General features: G+C 70.9%; 16 protein-coding genes. 8 read left to right on the top strand and 8 right to left on the bottom strand.

Annotation, left to right across the window (positions count from 1 at the left end):
• From ACWD4G_RS31780 to ACWD4G_RS31770, 3 genes are all read left to right on the top strand, one after another.
• Positions 1-434, top strand: a 434-nt coding sequence (locus tag ACWD4G_RS31780) for a cytochrome P450 (protein ID WP_451299530.1), incomplete at its 5' end; no start/stop codon positions are given.
• Complete coding sequence (locus ACWD4G_RS31775) at positions 431-1,039, top strand: TetR/AcrR family transcriptional regulator (RefSeq protein ID WP_451299528.1); 609 nt, start codon at positions 431-433, stop codon at positions 1,037-1,039. The genes ACWD4G_RS31780 and ACWD4G_RS31775, both read left to right, overlap by 4 nt.
• Before the next feature lie 148 nt (positions 1,040-1,187).
• Positions 1,188-2,153: a zinc-binding dehydrogenase gene (locus ACWD4G_RS31770; RefSeq protein WP_451299526.1), complete on the top strand. Its 966-nt coding sequence runs from the start codon at positions 1,188-1,190 to the stop codon at positions 2,151-2,153.
• 74 nt (positions 2,154-2,227) lie between these two features.
• Here the strand turns inward: ACWD4G_RS31770 and ACWD4G_RS31765 are convergent, their stop codons facing one another.
• The 5 genes from ACWD4G_RS31765 to ACWD4G_RS31745 all read right to left on the bottom strand — a co-directional run bounded on the left by ACWD4G_RS31765 (position 2,228) and on the right by ACWD4G_RS31745 (position 7,194).
• Complete coding sequence (locus tag ACWD4G_RS31765) at positions 2,228-3,463, bottom strand: MFS transporter (protein WP_451299524.1); 1,236 nt, start codon at positions 3,461-3,463, stop codon at positions 2,228-2,230.
• 19 nt (positions 3,464-3,482) lie between these two features.
• Positions 3,483-4,013 carry a DinB family protein gene (locus tag ACWD4G_RS31760; protein WP_451299522.1) on the bottom strand — a complete coding sequence of 177 codons (531 nt, stop codon included), beginning with the start codon at positions 4,011-4,013 and terminating at the stop codon, positions 3,483-3,485.
• Positions 4,001-5,095, bottom strand: a complete 1,095-nt coding sequence (locus ACWD4G_RS31755; protein ID WP_451299520.1) for a flavin monoamine oxidase family protein — start codon at positions 5,093-5,095, stop codon at positions 4,001-4,003. Before ACWD4G_RS31755 ends, ACWD4G_RS31760 begins: the two co-directional genes overlap by 13 nt.
• Before the next feature lie 22 nt (positions 5,096-5,117).
• The gene (locus ACWD4G_RS31750; RefSeq protein WP_451299518.1) at positions 5,118-6,152 is read right to left on the bottom strand and encodes an alcohol dehydrogenase catalytic domain-containing protein; all 1,035 of its coding nucleotides are present in this window, start codon (positions 6,150-6,152) and stop codon (positions 5,118-5,120) included.
• A 451-nt stretch (positions 6,153-6,603) separates the two neighbouring features.
• Positions 6,604-7,194, bottom strand: coding sequence for a TetR/AcrR family transcriptional regulator (locus ACWD4G_RS31745; protein WP_451299516.1), 591 nt, complete (start codon positions 7,192-7,194; stop codon positions 6,604-6,606).
• Positions 7,195-7,310: 116 nt separating this feature from the next.
• On the opposite strand from ACWD4G_RS31745, the gene ACWD4G_RS31740 reads away from it, so the two are divergent.
• The gene (locus ACWD4G_RS31740) at positions 7,311-8,330 is read left to right on the top strand and encodes a synaptic vesicle VAT-1 family membrane protein (protein WP_451299514.1); all 1,020 of its coding nucleotides are present in this window, start codon (positions 7,311-7,313) and stop codon (positions 8,328-8,330) included.
• Positions 8,331-8,411: 81 nt separating this feature from the next.
• Here the strand turns inward: ACWD4G_RS31740 and ACWD4G_RS31735 are convergent, their stop codons facing one another.
• On the bottom strand, positions 8,412-8,909 hold the full coding sequence (locus ACWD4G_RS31735; RefSeq protein ID WP_451299512.1) for a MarR family winged helix-turn-helix transcriptional regulator: 498 nt from the start codon (positions 8,907-8,909) through the stop codon (positions 8,412-8,414).
• 93 nt (positions 8,910-9,002) lie between these two features.
• On the opposite strand from ACWD4G_RS31735, the gene ACWD4G_RS31730 reads away from it, so the two are divergent.
• Together ACWD4G_RS31730 and ACWD4G_RS31725 are read left to right on the top strand one after the other, a co-directional pair.
• Complete coding sequence (locus ACWD4G_RS31730) at positions 9,003-9,947, top strand: pirin family protein (protein WP_451299510.1); 945 nt, start codon at positions 9,003-9,005, stop codon at positions 9,945-9,947.
• 88 nt (positions 9,948-10,035) lie between these two features.
• Entirely contained in the window at positions 10,036-10,605 is a 570-nt protein-coding gene (locus ACWD4G_RS31725; protein ID WP_451299508.1) for an NADPH-dependent FMN reductase, read from the top strand.
• 102 nt (positions 10,606-10,707) lie between these two features.
• Here ACWD4G_RS31725 and ACWD4G_RS31720 read toward each other — a convergent pair whose 3' ends face one another.
• Both ACWD4G_RS31720 and ACWD4G_RS31715 read right to left on the bottom strand, forming a co-directional pair.
• Positions 10,708-12,054, bottom strand: a complete 1,347-nt coding sequence (locus ACWD4G_RS31720) for a class I SAM-dependent RNA methyltransferase (protein ID WP_451299506.1) — start codon at positions 12,052-12,054, stop codon at positions 10,708-10,710.
• A 172-nt stretch (positions 12,055-12,226) separates the two neighbouring features.
• Positions 12,227-14,290, bottom strand: a complete 2,064-nt coding sequence (locus ACWD4G_RS31715) for an APC family permease (RefSeq protein ID WP_451299504.1) — start codon at positions 14,288-14,290, stop codon at positions 12,227-12,229.
• Between the two features lie 528 nt (positions 14,291-14,818).
• Between ACWD4G_RS31715 and ACWD4G_RS31710 the strand changes: the two genes are divergently transcribed.
• Together ACWD4G_RS31710 and ACWD4G_RS31705 are read left to right on the top strand one after the other, a co-directional pair.
• The gene (locus ACWD4G_RS31710) at positions 14,819-15,490 is read left to right on the top strand and encodes an NAD-binding protein (protein WP_451299502.1); all 672 of its coding nucleotides are present in this window, start codon (positions 14,819-14,821) and stop codon (positions 15,488-15,490) included.
• On the top strand, positions 15,490-16,167 hold the full coding sequence (locus tag ACWD4G_RS31705) for a potassium channel family protein (RefSeq protein ID WP_451299500.1): 678 nt from the start codon (positions 15,490-15,492) through the stop codon (positions 16,165-16,167). The genes ACWD4G_RS31710 and ACWD4G_RS31705 overlap by 1 nt, the downstream gene beginning before the upstream one ends.
• Positions 16,168-16,302: the final 135 nt, after the last annotated feature.

The following is a 16,302-nucleotide window of genomic DNA, read 5'->3' as shown; positions in this document are numbered from 1 at the left end:
CGCAGCAACTGGCGCTGATCCGCGAGGACCCGGCGCTGGTCGAACCCGCCGTCGAGGAGCTGCTGCGCTGGCTGTCCATCGTCCAGGGACCGTCGATCGCGCGCATGACCACCACGGACGTGCGGCTCGCCGGGCACGCCATCCCCGCGGACTCGCTGCTGATCCTCACCCCTCCCGCCGCCAACCGCGACCCCGCCTTCCGCGACGATCCGGACACCCTCGACATCACCCGGGGAGCAGTCGGTCACCTGGCCTTCGGCCATGGTGTGCACCACTGTCTGGGGGCGCCGCTGGCGCGGCTGGAGATGCGCGTCGCCTTCCCGGCCCTGCTGCGGCGCTTCCCCGGCCTGGCCCTGGCCGACCCCGACGAGCAGGCCGACTTCAAGGTCTTCAGCTCCGTGTACGGCTTGAACACCCTGCGGGTGACCTGGTGAGCGCACGGCCGCTGAGGGCGGATGCCGCCCGCAACCACCAGCGGATCGTCGGCGCCGCGGTCGAGGCTTTCGAGGAGATCGGGCCGCAGGCGACGCTGGAGCAGATCGCCGAGCGGGCGGACGTGAGCGTGATGACGCTCTACCGCCGCTTCGGCAATCGCGACCAGCTCATCCGGGCCGTCTTCGACCATCTCCTGGCCACCGAGATCGAGCCCGTGACCACCGTACGCACCGACGACCCCTGGCAGGACCTCGTCGACGCGCTCTCGGCCGCCATCGACCAACTCGTCCGGCGGCCGACGATCCACTCGCTCGCCCTGGAGTTCCAGGCCTTCGCCAACGACACCGCCCAGCACTTCCTGCGCTCCATGCGCGCCCTGTTGAACCGCGCGATCGAGGCCGAGGCCGTACGGCCGGAGCTGGAGGTGCGGGACCTGGTCGCCGTCATCGTCATGACCATGGCCACCGCGCACGCCGGCGATCGGGACGGCGCGGACCACCGCCGCTACCTCGCCCTGCTCGCCGACGGGCTGCGCCCCGCCCCCACCACCCTGCCCCCGCCCTCGTCCCACGAGGTACCCGGGCCGCCCGCCCACGGGCGGTGACGACGGCCTTCTGCTCCCCTCCCCCACACGTCTGGGCCTCCCCCAAAACGTCGACGCCGCCCCATACATCTGCACATCCGCCCACCCATACGAAGGTGAAAGGAGGACGGGGCCACGGACCCGAAAGGGCATCGTGCCCCGACTGCCCATGCGAGCGATCCGTTTGACCGAGTTCGGAGATCCGTCAGTGCTGGTGGCCGGTGAGGCCCCTGATCCGGAGCCCGGCGAGGGGCAGGTCGTGGTGGCCGTGGAAGCGGTGAACGTGGTGTTCGTCGAGACCCAGATACGGGCCGGCCGCGCTCCCCTCCCCCTGCCGTTGCCCACCCCGCCCTATGTGCCCGGCAGCGGGATCGGAGGTGTGATCACCGAGGTCGGCCCGAACGTCGACCCGGGTCTGCTCGGTCGGCGGGTGATGGGCCAGACCAACGGCACGGGGGGCTATGCGGAGCAGGCGGTGCTCACCGTCGACCAGGTGATCCCGATCCCGGCGGCGCTGTCCACCGCCGACGCGGTGGCGTTGCTCACCGACGGCGCGGCCGCGCTGGCCATGTCCCGGCTGGCCGCCCCGAAGCCGGAGGAGTGGGTACTGGTCGAGGCCGCGGCCGGCGGCCTGGGCGGCCTTCTGGTGCAACGCGCCCTGAACGCCGGCGCGAAGGTGATCGGGGCGGTGGGCAGCGACGCCAAGCTCCCGGCCGTGCGGGAGGCGGGCGCGCGGGCGGTGAACTACGGGCGGCCCGACTGGACCGAGCGGGTCCGCACGCTCACCGGCGGCGCGGCCGTCGACGTGGTGTTCGACGGCGTGGGCGGCGACATCGGCACGGCGGCGGCCTCTCTGGTCGAGGCCGGCGGGCGATTCGTTCAGACCGGCGCGGCCGACGGCGCGTACACGGACGCCTCGGCGCTCGCGGCTCGGGGTGTCACCGTGCTCGGCCTGCGGCAGGTGATGGAGATGGGGCTGAACCTGCGTGAGCTGGCGGTCACCGCGCTGGAGGAGGCCGTGGCCGGGCGGCTGCGGCCGGTGATCGGACAGACGTTCCCGCTGGAACGCGCGGCCGACGCCCACGCCGCCATGGAAGCCAGGACGACGATCGGCAAGACGCTCCTGCTGGTGTGAGCGGTCATGCCCCTGTCCGCAGCACACGCGAGCGCCCTGCATCGGGCGGGCTCACCGGTCGCCACCGGGCAGGCTCACCGGCCGCGCGCGGTGGCCACGACGGCGGGGAGGACCGCGAGGGCGAGGATGCCGCCGGTGAGGGCGAGGACGGGGTAGCCGGCGGCGGAGACGACGAGGCCGGAGGAGAGGCCGCCGGTGGCGCCGGCGATGGCGATGGCCACGTCGACCGTGCCCTGGGTCCTGGCGCGGGTGGCCACCGGCACGGCGTCGGTGATCATCGCGGTGCCGGAGACCAGGCCGAGGTTCCAGCCGAGCCCCAGCAGGGCGAGGGCCAGGGCGAGCAGGGCGACGGAGTCCGCCGGGGCCAGGGCGGCCAGGATTCCGGCCGCGAGAAGGGTGAGGCCGGAGGCGACGGCGATCGCGGTACGGCCGTGCAGGTCGCAGAGCCAGCCGGTCAGCGGTGACGGCAGATACATGGCACCCACGTGGATGGCGATCACCAGCCCGGACGCGGCGGTGCCATGGCCGTGGTCGTGCATGTGCACGGGGGTCATCGTCATGATCGCGACCATGACGAGCTGAGTGAGGACCATCGTCAGGGCGCCCGGTATCAGCCCCGGCCCTCGCGTCTTCGCCCCGGTCACCGGCGTCGGCTGCTGGAGGTCGAGGCTGCGGGCGAGCAGCAGCGGGTCGGGGCGCAGCCAGACGGCGAGGACGAGGGCGGCGAGCGCGTAGGCGATGCCGGAGAGCAGGAACGGCCCGGCCAGGGCGGGGATGCCGAGGCTGTCGGCGAGGTCGCCGGTGGGTGCGGCCAGGTTGGGGCCGACGACACCGCCGAGGGTGGTGGCGACCAGGACGGTGGAGACGGCGCGGGCACGGTGGGCGGGGTCGGCGAGGTCGGCTCCGGCGTACCGGGCCTGGAGGTTGGTGGCCGTACCCGCGCCGTAGACGAACAGGGCGGCGAAGAGCAGTACGGGGTTGTCGGCGACGGCGGCCGCGAGAACGCCCGCGCTGCCGACGGCCCCGGTCAGATATCCCGCGGCCAGACCCGGCCGGCGGCCCCTGGCCTGGGAGATCCGGCCGATGGCGACGGCGGCGAGGGCGGAACCGGCGGTGAACAGCGCGCTGGGCAGACCCGCGAGGTCGGTGGAGCCGAGCATGTCCTGCGCGAGCAGGGCTCCGACGGTGATACCGGCCGCGAGCCCGGCCCCGCTCAGGATCTGGCTGCTGACCAGGACGGCGAGGACGCGACGCTGCGCCTCGGGCCGCGGGGACATACCGGCGGTGGTGCCCGGGGCGGTGCTTGTCACGGGTGAGTGCCTCCTGTGGCTACGGAACATCTACGACGAGGTAGCCGTCGACACGGCGCAGGTGTTCGCTGTCGGGGTCGGACGGGAGGGCGTGGCCGAGGTCGCCCGCGCGGACCTCGCTGATCCACTGGTCGTGCTGGTACTCGTGGTTGATGAGCGCGGTGAGCAAGTGGGTGGCCACGACGGCGAGTTGGCCGGGAGCACCGACCCGGCCGGCGGCGATGTCGCCGATGCGGGCGTGGACGCGTTCGGCGACGGTGTCGCGGAAGGCGGTGAGCCGGGTGACCGTGGGCAGTGCGCCGCGGAACTTCTCCGGGTTCGCCGAGTCCATGAGGGCGTCCAGTTCCGGGTCGGGGCTGGGCTCGGCCGCGGTGAGGTTGCGGATCATGAAGTGGGCGACATGGGCCTGGTGGCCGAGATGCCAGCCGATGGCGCTGGAGTTCTCGTGCGGGCGCCAGGTCACCTCGTCGGGGGTGAGGTCCTTCCACAGGTCGTCGGTGTAGGCGCGGGCCCGGTCGTACTCGCGCAGCAACGCGTCTATCGGGAGCATGAGTTCGCCTCGTCTCGGGTCAGGGGCAGGGGCAGGGACAGGACTGTGCCGGCCGCTCGCTCGGCGGCGGCCAGGGCGCCCTCGATGTGTCCGGCGTACTGGTCGGCGGTCTCGGTCGAGGCCCAGTGCAGCCTGCCGTCCAGCGCGGGCCGTTGGTAGAGGGGGTGGCCGAACAGGGAGTAGTCCGCGAGGCGGTGCACGGCCGGCGGGGCGGTCCACGGCTCGCCGCTCCAGTCCTGGACGTGGAGCGCCTCGGGCTCGGCGGCGGCCGGGCCGAAGAGCTGTGCCAGTTGGGCGGTGACCGCCCGCTCGAATCCGGGACCGACCGCCTGGGCCGGGGCGAAGCCGAACAGCGCGGCGGGCTTCCCGTCGGGCCCCGACATGTCGTGCAGCTCCTGCAACGGGCCGGTCCTGCCGACCGCCGCGCCGGCGAGCCCCGCCTCACGCCAGAAGGCGGCGGGGTAGCGGGCGACGACCTTGGCGACCGCCCCCATCCACACGGGCGTTTCCCGCGCCAGACGGACCAGCTCCGGCGACAGCCCCGAGCCGAAGTCGATGCGTGCGAGGGCGAGCGCGGGAGGTACGGCCACCACGACGTGCTCCGCGTGCAGCACCGCGCCCGGCGTACGGACTTCGAGGCCGCCGGTGGCGCGCGGCTGGATCGCGGTGACGGGACTGTCCAGTCGTACGACGTCCACGGGAAGTTCGGCCGCGAGCGCGCGGGCCAGGGCTTGGGCCCCCGGTGCGAAGCGGCGGGCGGGGGCGTCGATCAGGTTGCCGCGCAGCCGTCGTACGCCGGTGGCGTCCTGTACGAGCGTGTCCCCCGCGAGATGCTGCTCGAAGGTGCCGATACCGAGGCGCACGGCGAGATCCGCGACGCGCCGCTCCCCGTCCCAGTACCAGGTGGCCCCCAGATCGAGGGCTCCGGGCGGGACGGCCGTGCTGAGCAGGCGCCCGCCGACGCGCTCACGGGCCTCCAGACACACGGCGTCGCGCCCGGCGGCGACCAGTGCGGCGGTCGCGGTGAGTCCGGCGATCCCGGCACCGACCACGACGACGTCGTGGCCATCATGCTGAACCATGGTCACTCCTCCCCGACTGCCGTTACGCGCCGGTGGTGAGGACCATCCGGAACCGGGCCCTGCCCTCTTGCTGGGTGTCGAGCGCCCGCTGCGCCTCCTCCAGCGGGACGGTCTGCACCTGCGGGCGGACACCGGTGGCGACGGCGAAGCGCATGGCCTGTTCGGTGTCGGCGGGGCTGCCGGTGAGATGACCGGTGACGCTGCGGGCGCCCATGACGAGCTTGGCCAGGGGCAGTTGCAGGGGAGCGCCGTCGAAGCCGACGACGGTCAGCCGCCCGTGCGGGGCCAGCCCGTCCACCAGTTCGGCCAGCGGCTTGCTGCTGGAGGCCGTGGAAAGGATCAGCCGCGCCCCGCCCAACTCCCGCAACGCCGCCCCGGCTTCCTGCAGCTCGGTGTCGATGTAGTGCCGCGCGCCCAGTTCCTCGGCGAGCTTACGCTTCTCCTCGCCCCGGCCGATCGCCACCGTCTCGAACCCCATCGCCGCGGCGAACTGCACCGCCAGATGCCCCAGACCACCGATCCCGAGGACGGCGACCAGGTCACCCGGGCCGGCACCGGAGTGCCGCAGGGCGTTGAAGGTGGTGACGGCGGCACAACCGAAGGGCGCGGCCTCCGCCGCGGACAGCCCCTCGGGAATCCGGGCGAGAGTGGTGGCGGGAACCGTGATGGTGCTCGACCAGCCACCGGGATACGACATGCCCGGGATCTTCCGCTCCGGACAGTGGACGACATCCCCGGTACGACAGGCGGAGCAGTGCCCGCAGCTGCCGCCGAACCAGCCGACGGCCACCCGCTCCCCCACCTCCCACCCCTTCACCTCAGGGCCGACCTCCGCGATCACACCGGCGACCTCGTGGCCCGGAGTGACCGGGAAGCCGGTTGCCGGAGCAGGGTTGCGGACGGTACCGATGTCGGCGCCGCAGATACCGGCCGCCTCCACGGCGATGCGCACCTCACCGATCCCGGGTGCCCGCTCCCTCACGGGGACGACCCGCACGGCGGCTCCGGGCTCCGCCACTTGTGCGGCCCTGTGCATGTGATCGGCGTCTTGGGACACGAGAATCCCTCCTTGAAAGAGAAAAGGACGCGGATATCCATAGAAATACCGCGCGCGGCTCCGCCTGCACGGTAGGCCGCCCCGGACGAACCCGGTAGAGGATCATGGCGAATGGGGATATAAAGAGCGGCTATGGCCACGAGGGGAACGGCGAAGACCGATGGGCTGGCCACACCCGGACCGCCTCCACGACGAAGTCGTTCGGCGCGCCCGCCCAGGCCTTCGACGCCGCACGGAACCTGGGGCACGGACGATTGACAGAGATTATGTCCCCATTGCCCTGACGTCTCCCGGCGGATTCATCCGCAGGAACTCACGGTGCCGCGACGACATTTCCGCGTACCCGAGACGGCCCGGGAAAGGCACACGACGAGCAACACGGATGCCGCCGTATTCGACGCCTATGCAGGGCGGGTTGCCGCGCGGCCACAACGAAAGGCCCTCACCCGCCTCACGGCGCGTAGCCGCGCAGGATGGCCGCGATCGTGTCGTCCACGCCCTGCTCGATCCCATCGGCAGCGATACAGCCGCTCGCCGCGAGTGCGACGAGTCCTTGCAGCGCGGCGCTGACCGGTACGGCGAGCCGATCCACAGCGCCCTCGCGGACCTCGCCGCGCCGCTGCCCGTCGCGGATCACATCGGCGGCCATGGCGGACAGACGCTGCTTGGCCACGACCAGTTCCCGCGGAGTGACGGGGTCCGGCCTGACCGCGTACATCAGGTCCAGTAGCGCCGCGTTGGCGGTGGCGAAGCCCACGTAGGCGCGGGCGAACGCGGTCAGCCGGTCGGCGAACGAGTCGCCGGCCTGCTCCAGTGCCGTGGCCAGCTCGGAGGCGAGGCGACCGAGCCCTGCCAGCGCCAGCGCGTCCAACAGGGCCTGCTTGCCCTTGAAATGACGGCTCGGCGCGGCCGGGCTGACCCCGGCCTCACGAGCCAGCTCGCGCAGCGACAGCGCCCCCGGCCCCTTCTCACGCAGGGTCCGCTCGGCGAGCGTCAGCAGTGCGGCGCGGAGGTCTCCGTGGTGGTAAGGGCGGGTTTTCATGCCCTCACTCTAGCCAGATGTAAACAACGCACACATTGTTTCCATTGACTACATTGTTATCAGTGCATACATTGGCGGCCGATGGACGACACTGCGGCGATGGGTGTGGGTGTGTGATGCGCGCGATCTGGATAACCAAGACCGGCGGCCCCGAGGTGCTCGCCGTACGCGACAGCCCGGCACCCCGGCCCGGCCCGGGGGAGGTACGCATCCAGGTCGAGGCCGCCGGGCTGAACTTCGCCGACGTGCTGGCCCGTCAGGGGCTCTACCCCAGCGCCCCGAAACCGCCCAGCGTGGTGGGTTACGAGGTGGCGGGTGTCGTGGACGAGGTCGGAGCCGAGGTCTCCGCGCCGCTGGTCGGGCAACGGGTCGCCGCTCTGATGCGGTTCGGCGGACAGGCGGAGACCGTCTGCGCCCCCGTCGGCCAGGTGATCGAGCTGCCCGACGACGTGACCTTCGAGGAGGGCGCGGCACTGGGGCTGAACTACGTCACCGCGTACCACATGCTGTTCCGCCTCTCGCATCTCCGCCCCGGTCAGCGGGTGTTGGTGCACGGCGCGGCCGGCGGCGTCGGCATCGCCGTGCTCCAGCTCTGCCGTACCGTGCCCGGCGTCGTCACCTTCGGCACGGCCTCGGGCGCCAAGCACGACGTCCTGCGCGCCGAAGGCTGCACCCACCCGATCGACCACCGCACCGAGGACTACGCCACCCGCGTACGCGACCTCACGGGCGGCGAGGGCGTCGACCTGGTCCTGGACCCGCTCGGCGGCAGCGACTGGAAGCGCGGCCTGCGGCTGCTGCGCCCCGCCGGACACCTCGTCGCGTACGGCTTCGCCAACGCGACCGGCGGCGAACGGCGCAGCATCGTCCGTCTGGCCCGCAACTTCCCCAAGGTGCCCTGGTTCACCCCTCTGAGCCTGATGAACCGCAACCACACCATCAGCGGCATCGACATCGGAGGGCTGTGGACCCGCCCCGACCTTCTGCGTGAGGAACTCCAGGCACTCGCCGCGCTGTTGCGGCAAGGCGCGATCAAACCGCGCATCGACAGCGTCTACCCGTTCAGCCGGGCCGCGGACGCGCACCGCCGTCTGACCGAACGCCGCAACATCGGCAAGGTCATCCTCACGCCCTGAGGCACCCCGCCCCGGCGGCGTTCAGCCTCCACCGGCGCAGACACCCTCGGTTCACCTCTGGCCGGCACAGACGCCCTCGGTTCAGTCCTCGTCGGCGCAGACGTCCTCGACGTTCTCCGGCCGCTCAAGGTTGTCCAGGAGCGTGGCGGAGATGTCGGCGAGTCGGTCCAGCCGCTCCGGACCGAGGCAGTCGACGAACAGCCGGCGCACATGCTCACTGTGCTGCGGAGCCGCCTCGTTCAGCGCCTCCCGCCCCTTCGACGTGAGCGTGACATAGATGGCACGGGCCTCGCCGCTGTGACGCTCGACGAGACCACGCTTGGACATACGGGTGAGCTGGTGGTGCACACGGCTCTTCTCCCAGCCCATCATCGCGCCGAGGTGATAGGCGCGCAGACGGCCGTCGTCGGCGCCGGAGAGCACGGTGAGCACGGTGTAGTCCGCGGTCGACAGCCCGCTGCACGCCTGCAGTTGCTGCTCGATCCGCCCGCGCAGGACCTCCTGCATCCGAAAGAACGTCTGCCAGGCGTGCAGCTCACGCGCGCTGAGTCCTTGCTGTCCTCGTGGCTTCTGGGTCACGACGGACAGCCTACCCGATCGGGTTGACGTGTCACCCCGCCAGGTCTACATTCGAGGTGACACATCAACTCGACGGGTTGTGGAGGCAGACCCATGCAGACGATGCACACCCAGCAGCAGCACACCGCCCGCCGATCCGTCGCCCGGATTCAGGACAAGCTGCATCTCGGCCCGGACGCCCAGGTCGACGACAAGAGCATGTGGTTCACCCCGCAGGACCCCGCACTGACCGACCCGTTCCTCGTCCTGGCCGACGACCAGTTCTCGGCGCCCGGCTTCGAGTGGCACCCGCACCGGGGCCTGGAGACGGTCACGCTGGTGCTGGACGGGGTCCTGGAGCACGGCGACAGCATCGGCAACGCCGGCACGCTGGCAGCCGGAGACCTCCAGTGGATGACCGCCGGCCGCGGGATCATCCACCGCGAACTCGCCTTCCGCAACGAACGCGCCCACGTACTGCAGCTGTGGGTCAACCTGCCGGCCGAGAAGAAACTGGTCGACAGCCGCTACCAGGACCTCCTCGCCGCCGACCGGCCGGTCATCGACCGCGACGGCGCCCGGATCGACCTCATCTCCGGCGCGGCCGGCGATCTCACCGGCCCGGCGCTCACCCACTGGCCGATCTCAGGTTCGGTGATCACCCTGGAGCCCGGGCAGAGCCTCGATCACGCCCTGCCCGGCCGGGACCGGGCGTTCTTCAGCGTGCTCTCGGGCGCCGTGACCATCGCCGGACGCCCTGTGGCGGCCGGGCAGACGGCGTGGTCCGACCCGGTAGCGGCCACGGCCCCGTCTGTCACGGACCCATCCGTCACGGATCTGTCCGTCACGGATGGGTCCGTCATCGAACTGCGCACAGCGGCCGACAGCGACACCCCCAGCGTGGTCATGACCTTCAGCGGCCCACCCATCCACCAGCCCGTCGCCATGGGCGGACCCATGGTCATGAACACCCGGGCCGAGATCCAACAGGCCTTCCACGACTTCCAGACCGGCAAGTTCGGCACAGTCCCCCGCCAGGCCCGACTGCAATACCGCTGACCGCGCCCCTCCCCCGCACACAGACAGCAGCCCACCGCCCCCTCACCATCCGGCGTGCCACGACCATCACATGAACAGGAGCTTTCCCATGACTCGGATCGGCATCATCCTCGGCAGCACCCGCCCCAACCGCAACGGCGAACAGGTCGCCTCATGGGTGCACGAAACGGCAGCCCAGCGCGACGACGCCGACTACGAACTGCTCGATCTGCGCGACCACCCCCTGCCGCACCTCGACGAGTCGCTGCCCCCGTCGATGGGCCAGTACCAGAACGAGCACACCCGGCAGTGGGCCAAGACGATCGCATCGTTCGACGGCTACGTCATCGTCACACCCGAGTACAACCACAGCATCCCCGGCGTCCTCAAGAACGCCCTCGACCACCTGTACGCCGAATGGCACAACAAGGCCGTCGGGTTCGTCTCCTACGGCGCCGCCGGCGGCACCCGCGCCACGGAACACCTCCGCCAGATCGCCGGCGAACTGCGGCTGGCCGACGTCCGCCAACAGGTCTCACTCACCCTGGCCACCGACTTCGAGAACTACTCCGCCTTCAAGCCCGGCAACCACCAACTGCCCCAGCTGAACACCCTCTTCGACGAGGTCATCGCCTGGACCACAGCCCTGGCCCCCCTGCGCACCCCGACGGCCGCCTGACCACCACCCGACGACGACCGCCTCTTTCACCAACGCGGCCCGACCGCGCCACCCCGGCCCGCTACCCGAACCTGCGGCGCAACGGTGCTCCCCAGCCCCAGGTCAAGCGCCCTTCGCCACCGGCTCCAGAATCGCGACGCACTCCACATGATGCGTCATCGGAAAAAGATCGAACGCCCTCAACGTCCGCACCCGATACCCCCCCTCCCGGAAATACCCCAAATCCCGGGCCAGGGCCGCCGGATCGCACGCCACGTACGCGATGCGGCGGGCGGACAGGGAGGAGAGGTGCTGGACGGTCTTGCGGCCGGCGCCCGCTCGGGGCGGGTCCAGGACGATGAGGTCGACCTCGGTGATGCCGGTGCGCGGCAGGACCGACTCGACCCTGCCCTGTTCGATCCGGACCCGCTCGAAGTCGGCCAGGTTGTGGCGCGCGTCCTCCACCGCCCGCTTGCCCGACTCGACCCCGAGCACGGCCCCCTTGTCGCCGACCCGGTCGGCCAGGGCGCCCGCGAACAGGCCGACCCCGCAGTACAGATCGAGTGCCATGTCCCCCTTGCGCGGCAGCAGCCCCTGCATGACCGCCTTGACCAGCGTGTCCGCGGCCTTGGGGTGGACCTGCCAGAAGCCGCCGCTGCCGACGCGGTACGTGCGGTCGTCGGCGCGTTCGCGCACGAACGGGCGGCCGTGCACACGGTGCACGCCCCCGGCACCTTCCCGTCCGCGGGACTCCTCCACCCGCATCACGCTCACCGGCCGGTCCAGCTCCACGATCGGCAGCCTGGCCCCCGGCCTCGGCGTCAGAATCACCTGCCGGTCCTGCGACCCCGTCGCCGCGATCGCGTCGATCGACGCCATCCCCGTCCAGTCCCGCTTCTCGATGCCCAGCTCGCTCACGCCCGGCGCCGCGATCATGCAGTGGTCGATCGGCTCGACCTCGTGCGAGCGGTGCCGCCGCAGCCCGGCCCGACCGGACTCCGGGTCCACCGCGTACTGCACACGCGTACGCCACGCCGGGACCTCGCCCGCCGGAAGCTTGTCGCCCTCGGCCGGCATCACGGTGCCGTCCCAGCCCGCCTCCTCCGGCGTGAGCCCCGCGAGCCTCCGCAACTGCTCGGCGATCACCTCACCCTTGAACCGCCGCTGCGCCCCCGGCTTGGCGTGCTGCCAGTCGCAGCCGCCGCAACGACCGGGACCGGCGTACGGGCAGGGCGCCTCGATGCGGTCCTTGGACGCCTGGAGCACCGAGACCGCGTCCGCACGCAGAAAGCGCGCCCCTTCCTCGCCCTCCGTCACTCGGGCCACGACCCGCTCACCGGGCAGCGCGTGCCGTACGAAGAGGACCTGGCCCTCGGCGGTACGCGCGATGCAGTGGCCACCGTGGGCGACGGGGCCGACCTCGACCTCGTACTCCTCCCCCACCAGCGATTTCTTGGGTTCTTCCTGCATGGCGGGTGACTCCAGAAGAGAGAAAAGACAACAACGACGGCCGGACAACAGCCCACCAGTCTACGTGGACCGCGCCCGGCCGTTGACCACAAGCACGCCCCGTCGCCGACCGCAGACGCCCCCGTCGCTGATCACCGAGGCACCCGGCCGCGACCACCAGAACGTCAGAACGTCAGCCGTTGCTGCTCGACGACTCCTTGGCCTGCTCCTTCGACCGGTCGTGCGCCGGCCCCCGCCGCACAGAACCCGGCGCGCTCCACTCCTGCCGCTTGCGCGCCCGGCGCTTGGCGACCTCGGAGGACTCCAGCTGGTAGGGCACGGAGGTCACCATGACACCCGGCGTGAACAGCAGCCGCCCCTTGAGCCGGAGCGCGCTCTGGTTGTGCAGCAGATGCTCGTACCAGTGCCCGACGACGTACTCGGGGATGATGACCGACACCGCGTCGCGCGGAGACTCCTTGCGCAGGCCCTTGACGTACTCGATGACCGGCCGCGTGACCTCCCGGTACGGCGAGTCGAGGACCTTCAGGGGTACGTCGATGCCGCGCCGGTTCCACTCGTCCTGGAGCGCCTTGGTCTCCACCGCGTCGACATTGACGCTGAGCGCTTCAAGGGTGTGCGAGCGCAGCAGCTTGGCATAGGCGAGGGCGCGCAGGGTGGGCCGGTGGATCTTGGAGATCAGGACGACCGAGTGGACGCGGGAGGGACGTACGACGTCGTCGCTGGGGCCGTCCGGCGCGGCGATCTCCTCGGCGACCCGGTCGTAGTGCTTACGGATCGCCGTCATCGTCGCGTAGAAGATCACCATGCCGAGCAGCGCCACCCAGGCACCGTGCGTGAACTTGGTGACGAGCACGACGATCAGGACCAGCCCCGTGAAGAACGCGCCGAAGGTGTTGATCGCGCGGGAGCGGATCATATGGCGCCGCTTGGCCTGGTCCTTCTCGGTCCTCAGATGCCGGTTCCAGTGCCGGACCATGCCGGTCTGACTGAGGGTGAAGGAGACGAACACACCGACGATGTACAGCTGGATGAGGCGGGTGGAGTCGGCGCCGTAGATCCAGACGAGCAGTACGGCGGCGCCCGCGAGCAGCACGATGCCGTTGGAGAAGGCGAGCCGGTCACCGCGGGTGTGCAGTTGGCGCGGGAGGTAGCGGTCCTGGGCGAGGATCGAGCCGAGCAGCGGGAAACCGTTGTACGCGGTGTTCGCGGCCAGGAAGAGGACCAGCGCGGTAGCGGCGGCCAGCAGGATGAAGAAGAAGGTCCCGTCGCCGAAGACGGCGGCCGCGACCTGCGAGATCACCGGGTTCTGGACGTAGGAGTCACCGACCGGGGTGCCGTCGCGCAGCAGGTCGACCGCCGGGTTCTCGGCCATCCGCACCTTGGTGGCCATCGCCAGACCGATGATCCCGCAGAACATGGTGACCGCGAAGAAGCCCATCAGGGCCAGGGTGGTGGCCGCGTTCTTCGACTTGGGCTTGCGGAAGGCCGGTACGCCGTTGGAGATCGCCTCGACACCGGTGAGCGCGGCACAGCCGGAGGAGAAGGCACGCAGCAGCAGGAAGACCAGCGCGAAACCGGCGAGCCCCTGATGCTCGGCCTCGATCTCCAGATCGGCGGTCGGCGCCCGCATGGTCTCGTCCAGCACCAGCCCGCGGAACGCCCCCCAGGCGATCATCGCGAAGACACCGACGACGAAGACGTACGTCGGAATCGCGAAGAGCTTCCCGGACTCCTTCACCCCGCGCAGGTTCATCAGCGTCAGCAGCACGATGATGCCGACCGCGCACAGCACCTTGTTCTCGACGAAGAACGGGATGGCCGAGCCGAGGTTCTCCACACCGGAGGAGATCGACACGGCGACGGTGAGGACGTAGTCGACGAGGAGCGCGCTGGCGACGGTGAGCCCGGCCTTGGGGCCGAGGTTGGTGTTCGCCACCTCGTAGTCGCCGCCGCCGCTCGGGTAGGCGTGCACGTTCTGCCGGTACGACGCCACCACGGTGAACATCAGTACGACGACCGCGACGGCGATCCAGGGGCTGAAGTGGTAGGCCGACACGCCCGCGATGGAGAGGACCAGCAGCACCTCTCCGGGGGCGTACGCCACGGAGGAGAGCGGGTCGGAGGCGAAGACGGGGAGCGCGATGCGCTTCGGCAGGAGCGTTTCGCCCAACCGGTCGCTGCGCAGCGCCCGCCCGATCAGAATCCGTTTGGGCACGTCGGTCAGTTTGGACACGCAGAGGATCGTAAGCGCCCCGACTGGTTCTGGGCACATCCGGGTGAAATCCCGGCGGGCCCGGGGGTGAATTCCGTCCGCCCCCGACTGCGAAGTGCGTCACCCGACGCATCCTCCTGCCTAATGAACGGCGTCCTTACGTCTATATGACGAATCCCGCCAGTGGACGGGGGCTTGTCGTGTCCGACGAGCACCGTCCGCCCACTTCCTCTGGAGGCCCCATGCAGGCCGCGATCGCGGAACTGATCGGCGCCATCGCCTCCCTCGTCGGACTCGGCGTCCTCACGGCGATCAGCGCCCGCCGGATCAGCCGCCGACGCCCCACGGCATGACGCGCCGACGCCCCACAGCATGACGTTCCCCGCGCTCCCTCACGCCCCCGGCACCCGTCCATACCTCGGAATACGACGGGCGATCGTGCACGGGGGTGCCCTTGGCGGACCGTGCGTGTGTAGCTTGGGCGGCGGTCTGAGACCCTGTTTTTGACGTTTCGGCTGAACAGTAGCTATTGACACCGGAAGGACGGTCGTGCACATCGTCATCATGGGCTGCGGGCGAGTGGGTTCCACCCTCGCCCAGACCCTGGAGCAACAGGGGCACACGGTCGCCGTCGTCGACCAGGACCCCACGGCCTTCCGTCGTCTCGGCTCGGGATTCGGCGGCCGTCGCGTCACCGGCGTCGGCTTCGACCGGGACACCCTGCGCGAGGCGGGCATCGAGGAGGCGGGCGCCTTCGCCGCCGTCTCCAGCGGTGACAACTCCAACATCATCGCCGCCCGGGTCGCCCGCGAGATGTTCGGCATCGAGAACGTGGCCGCCCGGATCTACGACCCCCGCCGCGCCGAGGTCTACCAGCGGCTCGGTATCCCCACGGTCGCCACGGTCCGCTGGACCGCCGACCAGATGCTGCGCCGGCTGCTGCCGTCGGGCAGCGAGCCGCTGTGGCGCGACCCCACCGGCGGCGTCCAGCTCGCCGAGGTGCACGCCTCCACGGCCTGGGTGGGCCACAAGATCAGCAAGCTGCAGGACGAGACCGGCGTCCGCGTCGCGTTCCTGACCCGGCTGGGTGAGGCGATGCTGCCCTCCTCCCAGACGGTGTTGCAGGAGGGCGACCTCGTGCACGTGATGATGCGCACGGACGACGTGGAGAAGGTCGAGGCGTCCTTCGCCGAGGGCCCCGACGAGGAGGGCGGTCACTGATGAGGGTCGCCATCGCCGGAGCCGGCGCGGTCGGTCGTTCGATCGCGGGCGAACTGCTGGAGAACGGCCACGAGGTCCTTCTCGTCGACAAGGCGCCGACCGCCATCTCGGTCGAACGCGTCCCCCAGGCGGAGTGGCTGCTGGCCGACGCCTGCGAGATCACGTCCCTGGACGAGGCGGCCCTCCAGCGCTGCAACGTGGTGATCGCCGCGACGGGCGACGACAAGGTGAACCTGGTCGTGTCCTTGCTGGCGAAGACGGAGTACGGCGTCCCACGCGTCGTCGCCCGCGTCAACAACCCCAAGAACGAGTGGCTGTTCAACGAGGCCTGGGGCGTGGACGTCGCCGTCTCGACCCCGCGTCTGATGTCGGCCCTGGTCGAGGAAGCGGTGAGCGTCGGCGACCTGGTCCGCCTCCTCCGCTTCAGCCACGGCGACGCGAACCTGGTCGAGCTGACCCTGCCCCCGGAGTCGGCCCTGGCCGGCACCCAGGTCGGCGAGGTCGAATGGCCGGAGGACACGTCTCTGGTCACCATCATCCGCGGCACCCGAGTCCTCACCCCCACCCCCGACGACTCCCTGGAAGCCGGCGACGAACTCCTCTTCGTAGCCGCACAGGCCCGCGAGGAACAGCTGGAGGACCTGTTGTCGGTCCGCCGCGAGGACGCGACGAGCTGACACCAGCGCATGGCACGAGTAGGGGCGCCCGGAGATCTCCGGGGGGCCCGACTAACCCCCACCCGCGGTTGTTGACCAGGGGGGGGCTCCGGCGCCGCCCCCCCCCCCCCGCGCGTTTGTTGTGGGCGGGGCAGG

This window comes from Streptomyces sp. NPDC002643 (assembly GCF_053592555.1).
This window is presented reverse-complemented; position numbering and strand designations above follow the sequence as displayed.